Annotated in this window: 19 protein-coding genes and 3 pseudogenes; 17 read left to right on the forward strand and 5 right to left on the reverse strand. The window is 60.9% G+C overall.

The genetic code is table 11. The features are described from left to right. Nucleotides 1-3: 3 nt before the first annotated feature. A complete protein-coding gene (locus tag G7066_RS10750) occupies nt 4-1,542 on the reverse strand; it encodes an ABC transporter substrate-binding protein (RefSeq protein ID WP_166331021.1) in 1,539 nt (512 codons plus the stop codon). Between the two features lie 262 nt (nt 1,543-1,804). Between G7066_RS10750 and G7066_RS10755 the strand changes: the two genes are divergently transcribed. Together G7066_RS10755 and G7066_RS10760 are read left to right on the forward strand one after the other, a co-directional pair. Next, on the forward strand, nt 1,805-2,590 hold the full coding sequence (locus G7066_RS10755) for a fumarylacetoacetate hydrolase family protein (protein ID WP_166331023.1): 786 nt from the start codon (nt 1,805-1,807) through the stop codon (nt 2,588-2,590). Further along, nucleotides 2,575-3,407 (forward strand): annotated as a pseudogene (locus G7066_RS10760) (HpcH/HpaI aldolase family protein). The gene G7066_RS10755 and the pseudogene G7066_RS10760 overlap by 16 nt, the downstream one beginning before the upstream one ends. Before the next feature lie 9 nt (nt 3,408-3,416). Here the strand turns inward: G7066_RS10760 and G7066_RS10765 are convergent. The 3 genes from G7066_RS10765 to G7066_RS10775 form a co-directional block, all read right to left on the reverse strand. Further along, entirely contained in the window at nt 3,417-3,851 is a 435-nt protein-coding gene (locus tag G7066_RS10765; protein WP_166331025.1) for a TA system VapC family ribonuclease toxin, read from the reverse strand. After that, nucleotides 3,848-4,126, reverse strand: coding sequence for an antitoxin (locus G7066_RS10770; RefSeq protein WP_166331027.1), 279 nt, complete (start codon nt 4,124-4,126; stop codon nt 3,848-3,850). Before G7066_RS10770 ends, G7066_RS10765 begins: the two co-directional genes overlap by 4 nt. A 237-nt stretch (nt 4,127-4,363) precedes the next feature. Beyond that, complete coding sequence (locus G7066_RS10775) at nt 4,364-4,588, reverse strand: hypothetical protein (protein WP_166331029.1); 225 nt, start codon at nt 4,586-4,588, stop codon at nt 4,364-4,366. A gap of 127 nt (nt 4,589-4,715) precedes the next feature. Between G7066_RS10775 and G7066_RS10780 the strand changes: the two genes are divergently transcribed. The 13 genes and pseudogenes from G7066_RS10780 to G7066_RS16295 all read left to right on the forward strand — a co-directional run bounded on the left by G7066_RS10780 (nt 4,716) and on the right by G7066_RS16295 (nt 15,611). Further along, nucleotides 4,716-5,501, forward strand: coding sequence for a hypothetical protein (locus G7066_RS10780; protein WP_166331031.1), 786 nt, complete (start codon nt 4,716-4,718; stop codon nt 5,499-5,501). Nucleotides 5,502-5,740: 239 nt separating this feature from the next. After that, nucleotides 5,741-7,230 (forward strand): annotated as a pseudogene (locus G7066_RS10785) (fumarylacetoacetate hydrolase family protein). A gap of 3 nt (nt 7,231-7,233) precedes the next feature. Further along, on the forward strand, nt 7,234-7,944 hold the full coding sequence (locus G7066_RS10790) for a GntR family transcriptional regulator (protein WP_166331033.1): 711 nt from the start codon (nt 7,234-7,236) through the stop codon (nt 7,942-7,944). A 43-nt stretch (nt 7,945-7,987) separates the two neighbouring features. Then, entirely contained in the window at nt 7,988-9,484 is a 1,497-nt protein-coding gene (gene hpaE, locus G7066_RS10795; protein WP_166331035.1) for a 5-carboxymethyl-2-hydroxymuconate semialdehyde dehydrogenase, read from the forward strand. 60 nt (nt 9,485-9,544) lie between these two features. Next, on the forward strand, nt 9,545-10,687 hold the full coding sequence (gene hpaD / locus G7066_RS10800; RefSeq protein ID WP_166331037.1) for a 3,4-dihydroxyphenylacetate 2,3-dioxygenase: 1,143 nt from the start codon (nt 9,545-9,547) through the stop codon (nt 10,685-10,687). A gap of 285 nt (nt 10,688-10,972) precedes the next feature. After that, nucleotides 10,973-11,946, forward strand: a pseudogene (trxB, locus tag G7066_RS10805) (thioredoxin-disulfide reductase). Continuing rightward, complete coding sequence (locus G7066_RS10810; protein ID WP_166331039.1) at nt 11,943-12,134, forward strand: thioredoxin family protein; 192 nt, start codon at nt 11,943-11,945, stop codon at nt 12,132-12,134. The pseudogene trxB and the gene G7066_RS10810 overlap by 4 nt, the downstream one beginning before the upstream one ends. Beyond that, nucleotides 12,131-13,213 (forward strand): ACR3 family arsenite efflux transporter, encoded by a 1,083-nt coding sequence (arsB, locus tag G7066_RS10815; RefSeq protein WP_166331041.1) that lies wholly within the window; start codon nt 12,131-12,133, stop codon nt 13,211-13,213. The genes G7066_RS10810 and arsB overlap by 4 nt, the downstream gene beginning before the upstream one ends. Beyond that, nucleotides 13,210-14,202, forward strand: a complete 993-nt coding sequence (locus G7066_RS10820; protein WP_166331043.1) for a metalloregulator ArsR/SmtB family transcription factor — start codon at nt 13,210-13,212, stop codon at nt 14,200-14,202. The genes arsB and G7066_RS10820 overlap by 4 nt, the downstream gene beginning before the upstream one ends. 16 nt (nt 14,203-14,218) lie before the next feature. Next, nucleotides 14,219-14,626, forward strand: coding sequence for an arsenate reductase ArsC (locus G7066_RS10825; RefSeq protein WP_166331045.1), 408 nt, complete (start codon nt 14,219-14,221; stop codon nt 14,624-14,626). A gap of 34 nt (nt 14,627-14,660) precedes the next feature. After that, nucleotides 14,661-14,789, forward strand: coding sequence for an NAD(P)-binding protein (locus tag G7066_RS16285; RefSeq protein WP_244302926.1), 129 nt, complete (start codon nt 14,661-14,663; stop codon nt 14,787-14,789). 80 nt (nt 14,790-14,869) lie between these two features. Continuing rightward, on the forward strand, nt 14,870-15,193 hold the full coding sequence (locus G7066_RS16290) for an NAD(P)-binding domain-containing protein (RefSeq protein ID WP_244302927.1): 324 nt from the start codon (nt 14,870-14,872) through the stop codon (nt 15,191-15,193). Beyond that, nucleotides 15,159-15,611, forward strand: coding sequence for a hypothetical protein (locus G7066_RS16295; protein ID WP_244302928.1), 453 nt, complete (start codon nt 15,159-15,161; stop codon nt 15,609-15,611). Before G7066_RS16290 ends, G7066_RS16295 begins: the two co-directional genes overlap by 35 nt. Before the next feature lie 82 nt (nt 15,612-15,693). On the opposite strand, the gene G7066_RS10835 is transcribed toward G7066_RS16295, so the two are convergent. Beyond that, a complete protein-coding gene (locus G7066_RS10835; protein ID WP_166331047.1) occupies nt 15,694-17,010 on the reverse strand; it encodes an FAD-dependent oxidoreductase in 1,317 nt (438 codons plus the stop codon). 89 nt (nt 17,011-17,099) lie between these two features. Here G7066_RS10835 and G7066_RS10840 point away from each other — a divergent pair, with 89 nt between their 5' ends. Both G7066_RS10840 and G7066_RS10845 read left to right on the forward strand, forming a co-directional pair. Beyond that, complete coding sequence (locus tag G7066_RS10840) at nt 17,100-17,459, forward strand: ArsR/SmtB family transcription factor (RefSeq protein WP_166331049.1); 360 nt, start codon at nt 17,100-17,102, stop codon at nt 17,457-17,459. A 50-nt stretch (nt 17,460-17,509) separates the two neighbouring features. Next, nucleotides 17,510-18,610 carry a methyltransferase gene (locus G7066_RS10845; protein WP_166331051.1) on the forward strand — a complete coding sequence of 367 codons (1,101 nt, stop codon included), beginning with the start codon at nt 17,510-17,512 and terminating at the stop codon, nt 18,608-18,610. The last annotated feature ends 9 nt before the right edge of the window (nt 18,611-18,619 follow it).

Genomic DNA, 18,619 nt, shown 5'->3' on the forward strand with positions numbered 1-18,619 from the left:
GCTCTAGCCCTCGAGTTGAATGTGGCGCAGGGTCGGGAACATCATGCCGGTAACGGGAGTCACCGTAAACTCCTTCGTGGAAACATAGGAGTTATTCGACTGGTACCAGACGCTAAACCACGCCTCTTTGGTCACCATCTCGTTCAGCGCTTCGATTTCCTTGTTCTGAGCGTCACCAGGTTCAGCACTGAAAACCTTGTCAGCCTGCGCCTTAACGCCGGGGAACGCATCGAGACTCGTGGTTGGGTTGTACCACTGCGGCTCAGTGATCTGGCGTTCGACTGTGGCGACCGCGTTGCCGTCCATTGAGATGACACCCACAAAGAGTGGGTACGTCGGTGCTTTGGCCATGTAGTCCATGAACTGGTACTCGTCCCAGGTCACTTTGATGCCGAGCTCCCCAAATACCTGCTCCACCGCGGCCTGGTAAGGCTGGAATGGCGGCGCCATCGGCATCTTGACGGCAAAACCGTCGGCGTACCCGGCATCGGAGAGCATCTTCTTTGCGGTCTGAATGCTCGGCTTGTACAGGTCGTTCAACCTCGACAGATTGCCCGTGGTGCCGTCCGGGAACACTTGATTGGTGGCGGCACCATTGTTCTGCGCAATGGCCTTCAGCATCTCTGGCCCGTTGAACGCGTAGTTGAGCGCTTGTCGCACCTTCACATCACCCAGTGGTTTGCCCATTTCGGTGGCACCCGTACGGTCAGTGAACTGCAGACCGACCCAGGCGGAGAGGCCCGAGCTCACGTTCCAGTCGTTTGCCGCGGCAGTGTCGATGGCGGTTTGATCGCCGTAAATCACGTTGAACTGGCCACCCTCCATGCCATTCAGCATGGCGGTCGGGTCACTCAGGGGTGAGATGACCAGAGGATCGAAGGGAAAGTCTTGAGTGGCCCAGTGTTTTGCGACCTTGTCGAAGTGGTATTCGGCACCGGCAACCGTGTCTTTTCCGAGGGTGTACGGGCCCGATCCAACCGGAGTCTTTGCGAGCGACCCGTCGGCAATGGCTTTGGGAGCCATCATGTAGCTGCGACCGAGACCCATGAAGTAGAGGATGGTATCGTCGCGTTTTTTGAGGTGAATTGCGAGCGTGTCTTCGTCGACGGCCTCAAAATTGTCGACGTTCTGGTAGGCCTCTTGCGAGCGCACACCGGCTTTCAGATACTCAAGGCTCTTCACCGCGGCCTCCGAGTCGAACTTCTCTCCGTCGGAGAAGACCGCATCGCTGCGCAGGTCCATGGTGATCGTTGTGAAGTCGTCAGAGACTTCCCACTTTGTAGCGAGCGCGGGCTGCGGCACGCCCTTTCCGTCAACCACGACGAGTGGATCGTAGATTGCCGAAAGGTAGGGGCCATCAAACCCGATGTCAGCAAGCGCGGGATCCCATGATGTTACGTCAAGGAAGTTGCCAATTTTTAGGGGAACATTCCCTACCGGTGCAGCGGCATCTCCACCGGATGAGCCACCACTAGAGCAAGAGGTCAAGGTTAGTGCGGCAACCATGACGGCGGCGAGGCCAGTCAGTGTTTTCTTCATCATGTCTGCTTCTCTCGATCAATGAACACGTCTTTTGAGGTCGGGCTCCGTTGCTGTTCCAAACACTTGCCGCCAAGAACGATGTTCTTCTAGAGGGAAGAGGGTTGGACGTCACGTCGGTGTACCGCCACTTTTCATTCTACGCACGTTGACAATAAAAACAAGTAGAAATTTCTGCCTTCGTTTGGCACAAAAATCCACGACCTAGCGCGACCCCAGCAGATCGTATACGATTTTGAACACAACATAGAAGTTTGGAGATCACGTGCTCGACCAGAAAACGATTGAGTCCATCGCTGACGAACTGGTGCAGGCGGATCGCGACCGCACGATTCTGCCGAAGCTGACCTCACGCTACCCAGAAATGGTGATCGAGGATTCCTACGCCATTCAGAAGGTGTGGTCGGATCGACGCATTGCGGCGGGTGCACGGCTCGTTGGACACAAGATCGGCCTCACCTCAAAGGTCATGCAACTCGCAACCGGCATTTCAGAACCCGACTACGGTGTGATCCACGACGACATGGTGTTCGAATCCGGATCCGTGCTCGAGTTTGATCGCTTCTCAAACGTGCGCATCGAGGTCGAGTTGGCCTTTGTGCTCTCGAAGCCACTCACCGGCCCGAACGTCACCATCTTCGACGTGCTCGACGCCACCGCCTATGTTGTGCCCGCGCTCGAGGTACTCAACTCGCACCTTGAACTCGAAGGGCGCACCATCGTAGACACCATCAGCGACAATGCAGCGATGGGTGCGATGGTTATCGGCGGCCGCCCCGTGAAAGTTGATGAGACAGACCTCACCTGGGCCTCTGCACTGCTCTACCGCAACGAAACGATTGAAGATTCAGGTGTGGCCGGCGCGATCCTCGGCCATCCCGCCCTCGGTGTCGCCTGGCTCGCCAACAAGCTCGCGCAGCATGGACAGACGCTTGAGGCAGGCGAGATTATTCTCGCGGGATCCTTCACAAAACCGATGTGGGTGCAGCGCGGCGACACGGTTCACGCCGATTACAACGGTCTAGGATCGGTGACATGTCGCTTCACCTAGACCTGCCAGCCACGCTCCGCGATCGACTTGCCACGGCGGATCATCCACTGATCGGACTGTGGGCCTGCGCGGGCAGCCCCATCACCGCTGAAATTGTTGCGGGTAGCGGCTGCGACTGGGTGCTGCTCGACGCCGAGCACTCCCCAACGGTCTAGAGTCGGTGCTCGCTCAGTTGCACGCCATGTCGGCGTACCCGGCGACTCCCGTGGTGCGCCCACCCTATGGCGACACCGTAGCGATCAAGCAGTATCTCGATCTCGGCGTACAGAATCTTCTGATCCCCATGGTCGACTCAGCCGAGCAGGCCACAGAGATCGTGCGCGCGGTGCGCTACCCCGATGGTGCGGGTGGCGGGGTGCGCGGTGTTGGATCCGCACTCGCTCGGTCCGCCCGCTGGAATCGAGTAGAGGGCTACCTCGGTCGCGCAAACGAGACAATCAGCCTGACCGTGCAGATCGAGTCGGCGGCTGCGGTCGCAGATGTTGAACGAATCCTCGCGGTTGACGGGGTGGACGCCGTCTTCGTTGGCCCCGCCGACCTCGCGGCGTCGATGGGGTTCCTCGGGCAGCAGAACCACCCCAAGGTTGTTGAGGCCGTGCTGCACACAATCGCTGCAGCTCGGGCTGCGGGCAAACCCGCTGGTGTAAACGCATTTGTGGCAGCCGATGCCGATCGTTACATCGAGGCGGGCGCATCGTTCATTGCTGTGGGCGCTGACGTCGCGATCCTTGCCCGCCAGACAGAGGCGCTGGTGGAGCGGTTTCGCGGCGCGGGTTCGGGATCGGCCGCGGCACCTGCACCGCGCGCGAGCTACTAGGGCCATGCACTAAGTAGGGACCTCGGGGCGCACAATTCGGAGCCCCTCGAAGCGGTGAAAGTCGCGATCAAACGTGGCCACCGGGCACACGAAAGCTAGTGCCACGGCCGCGATGTAGGCGTCCGGGATGAGGTTTGATTGCGCTCCGGCAGACTCGACTGCTCTGCGGAACACGTCGTGCCCATTTGGCAATCCAGGTGCTTGTTGGTAAGCAGAGCTTTTGGTGAGGGCGCTCATAAACGCCAACGCCTCACTCGGCAGAGCTGGTTCACTAAAAATGCGCCGATTAGTTACGATGCGCAAGAACCCCACCCATACGAGGTCTGGAACGATAACCGCCGACTCAACCTCGAGCGCTCGCAAGAGCCACGGCCGGGCAATCGTGTGGTGGGAGTGGTCCTCGCGGAAAGCCGCAACTAACACATTGACGTCGAGCACAATCATGAGGCTTTGAGTTCCTGAGAACCGGTGTCAATCTGCTCATCGGCCTCATCGAGAGCATCAAAAAGATCTCGATTCGAGGTCGAATCGATTCCCTTCTTAACACCGCTGCCCCCTCGAAACACAGGAAGATCCACCATCTCCGTGGGCACGGCCTGTGCAGCCATATAGGCCCGCAAAGCCTCTTCCACGTACTCCCCCAGGGTTTCTTGCCTGCGGGCAGCATTGCGTTTCGCCGCTTCGAGAAGAGGCTCTTCGATACGCAGTGTGGTCCTCATGCATCAATGATACGCGAGAGTCACATCAGGTGCATCAGCTGAAATCTTGTGCTTAGCTGTCAAGATAAACCTATGCAGAACGCGGCGAAGTACGAAGAACTCCTCACATTCGTCAACGATGAGCTTCGCCCAACAAGACGCTTTTATGACTACTGGCAGACAAACGCCTTTGCAGACGAGTGATTGAAAGCTGTCTCGGCGCTCGAAATCGAAGCCGAGCATGCGGCTCCGGCACTGCTACCAATTATTGAGCGTGGAATCACGCTGCTCACGCGAGCAATCATCAAGGCCGATGATTCCTCCGGCATGCTTGGCAGCCTGATCCGATCCCTGTTGATCACCCACGCTCAAGCAGTTCTCACCGCTGCCCCACCACTCACCCAGAAAGAACAATCTCGCCTCATCAAGTGGATCATCAAGTATCGCTACGGCGGGGAACAGGACTTTTTTCGACCCCGACATCGTTGCCTACGCCCCTGCCCTCTCCGAGGAGAGCATCAAACAGTACCGCGAGGCAATCGGCGATATCGATCTCGGAGAGTATGGTCGATATCCACTAGAGCGCCTTGCGGTGCTCGATCGTGATCCAGTGACTATTGTCCAGACCATTGGTGGAGAGCCACACAACGCTCACGCAGCCAAGCGCATTGTTGAGAGCCTGAGCGAAGCTGGACTCGTAGATCACGCACTTCACTACGCGCGGCTTGGCGTTGAACTCAATACCACGGGGTCGGACAGTGCGCTCGTCAATTTACTCGCCACTGATGCGTTTGAACGCGGTGAACACGTCGAGGCCGTTGAGCTTAGAAAAGCCTGGTTCACAAGGTTCACGACACTCAAGAACTTCCGGGAGCTCCAAGGGACTGCCCAGCATGCGAGGCTATGGGACAAAGAGCAGCATCAAGCAGAGTCTCGAATAGAAAGCACCGATCCAATTGGGTACACGAACTATCTGGCCGACGAGTCACGCAACGATGAGGCCTGGGACTACGCGCTGCTTCATTTTGCCCGAATCTCCCCCTCTGACGCTGACGCTTCTCATGCAGGCTCTTACCTCATGGGGTACTCGGCTGAGTCAAAAACTCGCGCAAAACACTTGGTCGAGCTCTGGTTACGGCTTTGTGAGGATCGAGCCTACGCACACCCCGCAGACACCATCCCACGCTACAAATTGGTCATCTTAGAGATCTTGCGTGTAGCCGACACAAAGAACTACTCCTGGGCTGTCACTCAGCTCAAAAAGATGAAGCGGGTCGCTGTTGCTGCGGGTCCCTCACACGTCGATGCCTTTGCGACATTCATGGCCGAGCTAGCTGAGCAGAATCGGCGACGACCCCGCTGCATTGAGGCGTTTCAGCGCGCAAGGCTCATCTGAGTCGCGCCGCAACTCCATCAATCATCCGAGATACATCAGTCTTCTCCTGTTGCTGATGGGTTTAGAAGTGATCAATGTAGTTCTGGCGCGACAGAACTGGCATTAGTGCCAGGCCTATTCCCAAATCACCCGAAATCGTATACGATAACAAATATCACAACGGGCGGCGGCGCAGAGAGCCGCTCGCACCAGGCGAGACAAGCGAGGTTGCTTTGGCTGAGACGGAATCCACAACTGCGATGCAGACCTTTGGGGTCGAGACCCCCGGCAAGATCATTGCCGTGCATCTCAATTACCCATCCCGCATGCAGCAGCGCGGGCGCACCCCGGCGCAGCCGTCCTACTTCTTGAAGCCTGCCTCCTCACTCGCGGCGACCGGCGGCACAGTTGAGCGTCCCGCGGGCACCGAACTTCTCGCCTTCGAGGGCGAGATTGCGCTCGTTATTGGCACTCCCGCACACCACGTCTCCCCGAGGACGGCTGGAAGCACGTGTCGCACGTTACCGCGGCAAACGACCTCGGCGTCTACGATCTGCGCGCGGCAGACAAAGGCTCCAACGTCCGTAACAAAGGCGGCGACGGGTTTACCCCGATTGGGCCAAAAGCGATCCCAACCGAGGGACTCGGCGAGGGCGACTGGCGCGTGCGCACCTGGGTGAACGGCCAGCTCGTGCAAGACGATACGAGTGACACACTCAAGTTTCCCTTCGGTCGCCTGGTGGCCGACCTGTCGCAACACATGACCCTCGAAACCGGCGATGTGATCCTCACCGGCACCCCGGCGGGATCATCCGTCGTGGTGCCGGGTGACACCGTTGAGGTTGAGGTTGACGCCCCGAATGCCCCAGGCGCACCCACCACCGGCCGCCTCGTCACCACCGTGACGCAGGGCACCGTTCCGTTCGGCGACTTCGGTTCGAAGCCTAAGGTCGACGACCTGCAGCGCATCGAAGCCTGGGGCAGCGAAGAGGAACACACCGCGGCGGTGGCAGCGGGACGGGCAAGGCCCCTCGACGGCGACAACAGCGGCTCAGGATCACCCCTCACCGACACCATTCGCAAGCAACTTGAGGGTGTCGCGGTTGCGACAGTCTCGGCGGCGCTGCGCAAACGCGGCTACGTCGACATATTTATCGACGGCGTGCACCCGAACCACGAGGGCGACTCGATTCTCGGCACCGCAAAGACGCTGCGCTTCATCCCCTTCCGCCCCGACCTGTTCAAGACGCACGGCGGCGGGTTCAACGCCCAGAAGCGCGCGTTCGACACGGTCAACCCTGGCGAGGTGCTCGTGGTGGAGGCCCGCGGCGTGCGTGAAACCGGCACCGTCGGCGACGTGCTTGCACTCCGCGCACAGGTGCGCGGAGCCGCCGGGATCGTTACTGACGGTGGTGTGCGCGACTTTGCGGCAGTGCAGGAGTTCGACATTCCCGTCTTCTCGCGGGGCGCGCACCCGAGTGTGCTTGGACGCCGCCACGTGCCCTGGGAGACGGACGTCACCGTCGCCTGCGGCGGCGCAGCTGTGCAGCCGGGCGACATCATTATGGGCGACCGCGACGGGGTTATTGTAATCCCGCCCTTCTTGCTCGAAGAGGTCGCCAGCGAAGCAGCGGCTCAGGAGAAGGCCGACGCCTGGGTCGCCGACCAGGTCGCGAAGGGAGCCCCGGTCGACGGACTGTTCCCGATGAATGCGGAGTGGCTCGCCAAGTATGAAGCAGAGCAGGCCTAGACCATGCCCGAGGAGTCCAAGTCAGAACGCGCGTACCGCCTGATCCGGGAGCGGATCGACGGCGGACAGTACGTGCCGGGCTACCGGCTTGTGCTCGCCCCGATTGCGAATGAGCTCGGCATGTCGGTGGTGCCTGTGCGCGAGGCGATCCGGCGCCTCGAGGCCGAACAGCTCGTCACCTTCGAGCGCAATGTCGGCGCGCAGGTCGCGCTGATCAAAGAGACCGAGTATTTACACACGATGCAGACACTCGCTCTGGTCGAGGGATCGGCGACCGCGTTGGCAGCCCCGGGCATCTCGCAGGATCAGATTCAACGGGCCCGCGCCATCAATCAGACCATGCGCGAAACCCTCAGCTCCTTTGATCCACAGCGCTTCACAAACCTCAACCTCGAGTTTCACAGTGTGCTCTTCGAGAGCTGCCCGAACCCGCACATTCTCGACCTCGTGCATCGCGGCTGGAATCGCATGAAGGTGCTGCGCAACTCCTCCTTCAGCTTTGTTCCCGGCCGCGCACAGGAGTCGGTTGAGGAGCACGAGCAGATCCTGAAGCTCATCGAGCGGGGTGCCTCCAGCATCGAAATCGAGATGGCTGCCCGCGCGCACCGCACTGCAACCCTCGACGCCGTGCTCGCCTACTCGGAGGACCAAAAGCACGGCGAATCCCCCGATACCCCACACGCGGCCAAGCGAACACCAGCACCGGCCGTCTAACAACCTTCACACACCTATCAATCACCAGGACTGGAGAGAAATCATGACCTACCAGAAGCCAGCAGACCTGCCAGAAAAGATCCAGCTATTCATCGACGGCGAGTTCGTTGACGCCGAGGGCGGCGCGACCTTCGACGTGATCGAGCCGGTGTCGAACGAGGTCTACACCCGTGCCGCATCCGCGAGTAAGACCGATGTTGACCGCGCCGTGGCGGCGGCGAAGCGCGCCTTCGACGAGGGCCCGTGGCCGAAGATGCTCCCCCGCGAGCGCTCGCGCATTCTGCACAAGGTTGCCGACATCGTTGAATCGCGCGACGACCGCCTTGCCCTGATCGAGAGCTGGGACTCGGGCCTGCCGATCACCCAGGCGAAGGGTCAGGCCCGCCGCGCGGCCGAGAACTTCCGCTTCTTCGCCGACCTCATCGTCGCCGAGCACGACAACGTGACGAAGGTACCGGGTCGCCAGATCAACTACGTGAACCGCAAACCCAAGGGTGTCGCTGGCCTCATCACCCCCTGGAACGTGCCGTTCATGCAGGAGTCGTGGAAGCTTGCTCCCGCGCTCGCGACCGGCAACACCGTTGTGCTCAAGCCCGCGAGCTACACCCCACTCTCAGCGGCACTGTGGCCCGAAATCTTCCGCGAGGCCGGTGTGCCCGACGGCGTCTTCAACCTCATCCTCGGCTCCGGCGGAGTCGCGGGCGATGCACTCGTGAAGCACCCCGACGTGCCGCTCATCTCGTTCACCGGCGACAGCTCGACCGGCGCGATGATCTCAACGAACGCTTCGCCGTACTTGAAGGGCCTCTCGCTTGAGCTCGGCGGCAAGAGCCCCTCGGTGGTGTTCGCCGACGCGGATCTCGAAGAGGCACTCGACGCCACCGTGTTCAGCGTGTTCAGCCTGAACGGTGAGCGCTGCACCGCGGGATCGCGTGTGCTCGTCGAGCGCTCAATCTACGACGACTTCGTTGCCCGCTACGCCGAGCGCGCGAAGAACATCGTGATCGGGCTGCCCTCGGATCCCGCAACCGAGGTCGGCGCGCTCGTGCACCCGAGCCACTTCGAGAAGGTGATGAGCTACGTCGAGATCGGCAAGACCGAGGGTCGGCTCGTCGCCGGTGGCGGTCGCCCCGAGGGTTTCCCCGAGGGCAACTACGTCGCGCCGACAGTGTTCGCCGATGTGAAGCCCGAGGCCCGCATCTTCCAGGAGGAGATCTTCGGGCCGGTTGTCGCAATCACCCCCTTTGACACCGATGAAGAGGCGCTGCAGCTCGCGAACGACACTAAGTACGGTCTCGCCGCCTACGTCTGGACCTCGAACCTGAAGCGCGCCCACAACTTCGCGCACGGCATCGAGTCGGGCATGGTGTGGCTGAACTCGAACAACGTGCGCGACCTGCGCACCCCGTTCGGTGGCGTGAAGGCATCGGGCCTCGGCCGCGAGGGCGGCTACCGCTCAGTCGATTTCTACACCACGGCGCAGTCGATCCAGATCACGCTCAACGAGGCCCACAGCCCCCGCTTCGGCGCCGGCAAGTAGCCACCACCGCAACTCCCCCAAACGTGCAGTAACGAATAAGGACCAAGGAAGGACCGAATTATGTCTGAGCTCAAAGGTCGTGAAAAGACCTCCTCTGGCTTCTACGTCACTAAAGAAGCCCCGATCAGCACCGACAACCCCATCAAGACGCCGAGTGTGCCAGCGCCCGACATTCTGCGCTGCGCGTACATGGAGATCGTCGTCACTGACCTCGCCAAGTCGCGCGAGTTCTACGTTGACGTGCTCGGTCTCACCGTGACCGAGGAAGACGAGAACACAATCTACCTGCGCTCGCTCGAGGAGTTCATCCACCACAACCTCGTGCTCCGCAAGGGGCCGGTCGCCGCCGTCGCCGCATTCTCCTACCGCGTGCGCACTCCCGAAGACATCGACAAGGCCGTCGCGTTCTACACCGAGCTCGGCTGCCGCGTTGAGCGCCGCAAGGAGGGCTTCGTCAAGGGCATCGGTGATTCGGTGCGCGTTGAGGATCCCCTGGGCTTCCCCTTCGAGTTCTTCTACGAGGTAGAGCACGTTGAGCGCCTGGCTTGGCGCTACGACCTCTACACGCCGGGTGCGCTCGTGCGCCTCGACCACTTCAACCAGGTCACCCCCGACGTGCCCCGCGCGGTGCGCCACTACCAGGATCTGGGCTTCCGCGTCACTGAAGACATTCAAGACGAAGACGGCACCGTCTACGCCGCCTGGCTGCGCGCCAAGCCGACCGTGCACGACACCGCAGCAACCGGTGGTGACGGCCCCCGCATGCACCACGTTGCATTCTCGACGCACGAGAAGCACAACATTCTCGCGATCTGCGACAAGCTGGGTGCGCTGCGCCTGTCAGACAAGATCGAGCGTGGCCCCGGCCGTCACGGCGTCTCGAACGCGTTCTACCTGTACCTGCGTGATCCCGACGGCCACCGCGTCGAGATCTACACCCAGGATTACTACACCGGTGATCCCGACAACCCCGTCGTCACCTGGGACGTGCACGACAACCAGCGCCGCGACTGGTGGGGCAACCCGGTTGTGCCCTCGTGGTACACCGACGCGTCGCGCGTGCTCGACCTCGACGGCAACCTGCAGCCCATTGTGGCTCGCACCGACGAGTCCGAGATGGCCGTGACCATCGGCGCCGACGGCTTCTCGTACACGCGCGATGACGAGGGTGAGAAGGGCTTTAAGCTCGGCAACACTCTGTAGAAATAGACAGCAATCGCTCAAGCCGTGGTGCACTTCTCCGGTCAGGAGGGGCGCACCACGGCTCAGTATTTTTTTGGGGTCAGGATCCCGCACTCACAGACACACTCGCTTTGGCTACGGAGTTCTTCGGCAGTTCTACCTCGTTGAATCCGCCGTTCGGCCTCGACGACAATGGCGTGCGCATCCGACCACTCGGACCGAGCCGGGATGACCTCAAAGGTGAACACCAAGTGACGAATCACCGACAAACTTGACCTATCAATCGATATGTTTCAATATAGAAGCATGTCGAATCAAGAAGTCGAACTAGTCATCGTCGGGTCTGGTCCCGCCGGGTACACAGCGGCAATCTATGCCGCGCGTGCGGGCCTCGCTCCGGTGGTGATTTCTGGTTCGGTCACCGCTGGTGGCGCACTGATGACAACGACGGAGGTAGAGAACTTCCCGGGCTTCATCGACGGAGTTCAGGGTCCAGAACTGATGGACTCGATGCGAACGCAAGCAGAACGCTTCGGTGCGGAGATCGTCTACGACGACGCGATCCGTCTCAATCTTGAAGGCGATGTGAAAATTATCGAGACCGGTGCCGGAACCACGTACCGGGCACGGTCCGTGATCCTGGCGATGGGATCCGCGTACCGCAAACTCGGCCTTCCAGAGGAGAGCCGGTTGTCTGGTCACGGGGTTTCCTGGTGCGCTACGTGTGACGGGTTTTTCTTCCGCGAGAAGGAAATCGCCGTGGTCGGGGCGGGGACTCTGCGATGGAGGAGGCTCTTTTTCTCACCAGGTTTGCGTCGAAGGTGACTGTCGTACATCGCCGGGACGAGTTCCGAGCATCGAAGATCATGGCCCAGCGTGTCATCGATCATCCGAAGATCGAGGTGGCTTGGAACAGCGAAGTCGCCGCGATCCTTGGCGATGAGCAGGTGACCGGGCTCCGGCTGCGCGACACTGTCACCGGTGCGGAAAGCGCACTCGACTCGACGGGGGTATTCGTGGCGATTGGGCACGATCCGCGCTCCGAGCTCGTAACCGGACAGGTCGACACTGATGTTGACGGGTACGTGCGGGTCTCGCACCCGTCAACACAGACAAATCTGCCCGGGGTGTTCGCCGCCGGCGACTTGGTCGACCACACCTACCGGCAGGCGATCACCGCCGCGGGCACCGGCTGTGCTGCTGCACAGGATGCACAGCACTTTCTTTCGCACAACGCTCCCACCCCGGTCGCAAAGTCAGTCATGGAGGTCTCCACATGAGCAGCGTTATCCAGGTCACCGATTCCACCTTTCAAGCTTTGGTAATCGACTCCGAGCTACCTGTCGTGGTTGACATTTGGGCAAGCTGGTGCGGCCCTTGCAAAGCAATCGCCCCAATTCTGGAGCAGCTTTCCGAGGAGTATGCGGGCAGAGTGAAGATCGCGAAGATCGAGGAGCTACTCGGATGACCAACACGATGACCCCTACCGCCCCAAAACGGCTCTCCACACTCGACAAGTGGCTGCCGTTGTGGATTGGCCTCGCGATGGTCGCGGGGCTGCTGCTTGGTCGTTTTGTGCCTGCATTGTCGGGCCTGCTCAGCATGCTCGAGGTGGGCGGGATCTCCGTGCCGATCGGACTCGGGTTGCTCGTAATGATGTACCCGGTGCTCGCGAAGGTCCGCTATGACAAGGTCGCCGCTGTCACTGGGGACAAGAAACTGCTGGTCTCCTCGCTCGTACTGAACTGGCTTGCAGGTCCCGCCGTCATGTTCACTCTCGCGTGGATCTTCCTACCTGATTTGCCGGAGTATCGCACGGGCCTAATCATCGTGGGCCTCGCGCGCTGTATTGCGATGGTCGTGATTTGGAACGACCTGGCATGCGGGGATCGCGAGGCCACCGCGGTACTTGTCGCAATCAACTCGGTGTTCCAAGTCGTCGCGTTCTCGCTGCTCGGCTGGTTCTACCTCACCGTACTGCCCGGCTGGTTGGGCCTAGACTCGCAGGGGCTAGAGATCTCGGTCTGGCAGATTGCTCTCAACGTCTTGGTGTTCCTCGGTGTGCCCTTGGTGGCCGGGTTCGCATCGCGGTGGATCGGCGAGAAGCGCCGTGGCCGCACCTGGTACGAGGAGAAGTTCCTCCCGACTATCGGCCCCTGGGCACTCTACGGGCTGCTGTTCACCATTGTGCTGCTGTTCGCACTGCAGGGAGACGCGGTACTGGCGAAGCCCCTAGATGTCGCACGTATCGCACTGCCGCTGTTGGTCTACTTTGGGCTCATGTGGTTCGCGGGTCTGCTGCTCGGCAAGAGCCTCGGACTGGGGTATGCGCGATCCACAGCGCTCGCTTTCACTGCCGCCGGGAATAACTTCGAACTGGCGATCGCTGTCGCGATCGGCACCTTTGGGGCGACCTCGGGCCAGGCACTCGCCGGCGTCGTCGGCCCGCTCATCGAAGTTCCGGTGCTTGTTGGCCTCGTGTACGTCTCACTCTGGGCAGCACGCGCCTGGTTCCACACCAACCCCTACGAAGGGAACGCATCATGAGTCCTGTTGGCAACACGGAGGCGTGCCTACCCTCCACCAGCCACCCCATCGGTCTCGATACCGCAACGGCAGTTGCCGGTGCTTTGAAAGCACTCTCGGACCCGCTCCGGCTCCGAATGCTCTCGGCGATCGCAACAGATATGCGCGGTGAGGCCTGCGTCTGCGACCTCGCAGAACTCGCGGATCTCTCCCAACCAACGATCTCTCACCATCTGAAGGTACTCAAGGAGACCGGGATACTGCTCTCGGAACGACGCGGTACTTGGGTCTACTACCGGATCGCCCCGGCACGGCGCGAGGCAGTCACCGCACTCCTTGACGCATTCGCAGCTACAGCGAACCTTGACGTAGTTGAGAACTACGCTGAGCGTGCCGAGGCCCTGCGCACGATGGACGCCCGTGTGAGTCGCCTTGCCGAAGAACTCGCGGAAGAGCTGACCGATCTGAACCGGGACCTTGTCGTCGCGATCGTTCGTGAGTCCTACGCAGGCCTGGTGCGCTCAGCAAAGCTGACACAGCACCTGATCCCTTTGACTGAGAAATTTGCCCGCCAGCGCCTAGCCGATTTAACTCGTGACCGCGAATCCAGCGTGCAACAGGTGCTGTTCGTATGCGTCGCAAACGCGGGCCGTTCCCAGCTCGCCGCAGCGATCGTCAACCAGCTCGCAGAGGGCAAGGTCATCGCCAGATCCGCGGGGTCGACGCCAGCGGCGGATGTGCATCCGCACGTCCGTTCCCTACTTGTTGAAATCGAAGGCGAGCAAGAGACCTCGGCGGCGTTCCCGAAACCATTGACCGACGACGCCGTGCGCGCGGCAGACGTCGTCATCACCATGGGCTGCGGCGACGTGTGCCCAATCATTCCCGGCGTCCGTTACGAAGATTGGACCGTCGGAGACCCCTCACTTGCCTCACCCGAAGGGGCGGCCGCCATCCGCGACGATATCGAGAGACGCGTCCGTGACCTCCTCTCCACACTCACCGACTGAAAGAAGCGAACCCCACATGACTTCGCAGAAACCCTCCGTGCTCTTTGTCTGCGTGCACAACGCAGGCCGTTCTCAGATGGCTGCCGGCTGGCTCCGCCACTTCGCTGGCGATCGGATCGAGGTACGGTCGGCCGGCTCGATGCCCACCGATCAGATCAATCCCACCGCCGTTGCGGCGATGCTCGAAGAGGGCATCGACATTACCGCTGAGCAGCCGAAGGTCCTCACGGCTGAGGCGGTGGAGGCATCTGACGTGGTCATCACGATGGGCTGCGGCGATGCCTGCCCGTTCTTTCCAGGCAAACGCTATGAGGATTGGAAACTCGACGATCCCGCGGGCCAAGGCATCGATGCGGTTCGTCCCATCCGTGACGACATCAAACGTCGGATTACGAATCTCGTTTCGGATCTGATCGAAGACTGATGACGGCCGCAGGATCGGCTCTCCCGCCTCTCGCATGAAGTTCGGTGGTGGCCAAGCGGGTCTCGCCGCGGGCTACTACCTCCGCCGGGCCGGAATAGGCTTTGTGATTCTCGACAGCGAGATCAACCCGGGCGGAGCCTGGCAACACGGGTGGGAATCGTAGCGTCTTTTCTCACCCACAGAGTACAGCCCACTGCCAGGATGGTGGATGCCTCAGTAGAGCGACCTGTGTAGGTCACGAGTGTGGACTGCGACAGTGACGGATTTGTTGTAGAGACTAGTCACGGTACCTGGCATGCCCTCTACGTCGTCAGTTCGACCGGGACCTGGGGCGCGCCATATCCGCCTGCTTATCCTGGTAGCTCAGAATTTGCTGGCGAGCAGCTACATCCTGTTGATTACCGTTCGCCGGAACCCTTTTGCAGTAAGCGAGTGGTCGTGGGTGGAGGGGGAAACTCAGCCGCTCAGATTCTCGCCGAAGTTTCCATGGTCGCTGAGACAACCTGGGTGACACAACGAACACCTCGCTTTTATGCCCGACGACGTCGACGGACGTGTGCTATTTGACGTGGCAAGCCAACGTGAGGCTGCCAAACAGGGAGGGATCTCGATCCCCGGTGTTTCCGCACTCGGTGATGTGGTCATGGCGCCAAGTGTGAAGGCTGCCCGGGACCGGGGAACACTGCATGCGGCTCCGATGTTTGAACGACTCACTCCCACTGGTATTGAGTGGTCTGACGGCACAGAGTGGCAGTGTGACACGATTATTTGGTGCACTGGATTCCGGCCCGTGCTCGATCATCTCGCACCCCTTGGCTTGACCGTTGAGCGAGGGCGACCCCGGACGCAGGGCACTCGCTCTGTCGATGAACCCCGGTTGCATTTGCTGGGCTACGGAGATTGGACTGGCGTGGCATCCGCCACCATTGTGGGTGCGGGCCGCACCGCGAAACTCGCTGTCGCTGATATCGTCGCGGCCAGGTAAATGAGAATCGGTCTACGTGCTGTCACGTGATCCTCTACTCAGAAAAGGGCAGTCCTCCCCGAAAGGAAGACTGCCCGGTGGCTTAGCTATTCAGCGCCGGAGTGAGTTCGACAGGTACGGGGGCGACGCTACAGCATCCGCCCCCTGCTGTTTCCTCCGGAGCGTCAAACAGTCCCGCACCACCGCACACGCCGGTGTCAGGGAGCACAAGCTCTACGCGCTGCGCGCCCTCGGAATCGCCCGCCAACTCGGCAGCAACGCTCCGGACCTGCTCAAACCCGGTGAGCGCAAGGAACGTGGGTGCTCGACCGTAGGATTTCGCTCCAACGATGTACAGCCCCGCGTCGGGGTGGGCAAGGTCTGTTGCACCCGTCGCGCGGATCGAACCGCACGAGTGAACATTTGGATCAACTTCGTTGGCGACTCGAGACGGTGCCTGCAGACGAAGGTCCATATCCAAGCGAACTTCCGCAAGAATCGAAAGGTCGGGGCGGAACCCGGTGAGCACAATGACGTGGTCCGCGGGTTCAAGCGTGCGTCCATCCTCTGCAGACAAGATGGCACGAGCACCCTCCAGCGCCACTGATTCCGTGCGGAACCCGGTGACGAGGTTTACAAGTCCGTCTGTAACGGCCTCCTGTGCAAGCCGTCCCAGGGCACCACGCTCAGGAAGCTCGTCCGCTGCACCTCCGCCGAAGGTATTCCCGACAACGCCGCGACGCAGCACCCAAGTTACTTTGGTAGCTGGGTCTTGCTTCGCAACACGAGCAAGCTGCGTAATCGCGCCCTTCGCCGACGCGCCATTGCCAACAACCACAACGTGCTTTCCAGCGAGAGCCTCTACGTCTTCCATTGACGGAATCTGATAACCGAGGACACCGGCTTCAGCGGCGGACTTCTCACCAATCGCGGGGAACCCATCTGCACCCGCCGGGTTTGGAGTCCTCCAAGTGCCAGACGCGTCTATGACAGAAGTTGTTTCAATGCGCTCCTCGCTACCATCTGAGTTCACGACGTGCACGACAAAAGGCTGTTCGTCGCGACCCGCATCCACGGAGCGGTCACGACCCTTCTTGCCTACACCCACAACTCGTGCACCATAACGAACTCGATCGCCTAAAGCGTCAGCCAGAGGAGCAAGGTACTCCGATACCCATTGCCCTCCGGTCGGGTAGGCTTCGCCTGGCTCGACCCAGCCGGTCGTTGCGAGCAGTCGCTTGCTTGCGCTGTCCATAACTTCGGCCCATTTTGAGAAGAGTCGCACATGTGACCACTCAGATACTGCCGAAGCTGGGCCGGTCCCTGCCTCAAGCACCAGAGGTTCAAGGCCGCGCTCGAGTAGGTGGGCTGCGGTCGCAAGTCCCTGTGGGCCAGCTCCGATTACGACAACTTGGTTCATCACACATCTCCATTCATCGATGATCTTCGATATGTAGAAACTTACAGTTACGCATCGACAAATGTCAATACGTGGGGCAGGATGGTGGCATGTGTACTTTGCAAGCTCTCGACACTACCGAGGTTCGGGCAAGCTACTGCGCGGCCCCTACTTACCAAGTCATCGGAGACGATGAGGCGCAGCGGCTTTCCAAAGTATTCAAGGCACTGGGGGACCCAACACGAGTGAGGTTGCTGTCCCTTATTTCAGTAAGCGCAAACACAGAGATGTGCGTGTGTGATCTGACGGCACCGGTCGGTCTTTCACAACCGACAGTCTCGCACCACATGAAGCAACTTGTTGAAGCGGGTCTCGTTACGCGGGAACAGCGAGGCCGGTGGGCCTATTACAGCCCCGCAACCTCCGTGCTTACCGCAGCAACTGAAACACTCACGAACTCGACCCGATAGCGCACACACATCAACCCTTTACCCAAATACGCGACGGTAAGATTACGTCGATGAGCCAGATCCAAGCCGCCCCTGTGCCAGTCGATGATACACTCACCGCCGATGAGGCGTACAGAATGGCCACGGCTGGCACGCGCATGGTATTCAGAGGTGATTACCACAACGCAAGGCAGCTACTCAGCGCGATCGCGCGGCGCGTTCCCGACGGCACGGGTTCACGCAAACGCGGTTCGGGATCGACCCAGCGCACCACAGCTCAGCCCACCACGGCCCTATCTACCACAGTCGAGCGCTTCTACAAATACCGTCAGGCCCGCACCCAGCGCGCCCGCGTGCTGTCGATGCTGCTGGTGCCGGTGATCCCTGGCCCCGAGATAGACCTCACCCGCGCCCCTGACATTTCCGACGCCTGGACGAACGCCTTCGGATCTCTCAAAGAGCCCACCGCTGTGAGTTTGCAGGAACTCCTGGGAGCCATCGGCGCTGAGCAGTGGCGCCGCAAGGGAGTGTACGTTGAGGCCCTCGGAGCGTGCATCCACCCCCACTACGGCACCTTCGCCCCCGTGCGGGGCGAATACCTCGATCTGGTGGCCCGGGCCGAGCTGCCTGCCACCAACAAGGCTTTCGACATCGGCACCGGCACCGGCGTGCTCGCCGCGATCCTGGCGAAGCGCGGCGTAACCGAGGTGATCGGCACCGACTCGCAGGAGCGAGCTGTGGCTTGCGCAAACGAAAATTTCGTTCAACTGGGGCTGCAGGATCGCGCGAGGGCCGTGCCGCAAGACATGTTTCCCGAGGGCCGCGCCGACATCGTCGTGTGCAACCCACCTTGGCTCCCTGGCACCCCGCAGACCCCGCTCGACTACGCGATCTATGATCCGAAGTCGGCCATGCTGCGTGCGCTCTTACGCGGCCTAGCCGAACACCTCACGCCCCGCGGCCAGGGCTGGCTCGTGATCTCGGATCTGGCCGAGCGCCTTGGCCTGCGCAGCCGAGACGAACTGCTGAAATGGATCGACGAGGCCGGACTGCGCATCGTTGGCACCGAAGAAACGGTCCCAACGCACACACGCGCAGCCGACCCCAGCGACCCCTTTCACGCCGAACGATCCGCCGAGATCACCACACTCTGGAAACTGATGACTCCGTGAACACGCGCG

The organism is Leucobacter coleopterorum (assembly GCF_011382985.1).
In the GTDB taxonomy this organism is placed as follows: Bacteria; Actinomycetota; Actinomycetes; order Actinomycetales; family Microbacteriaceae; genus Leucobacter; species Leucobacter coleopterorum.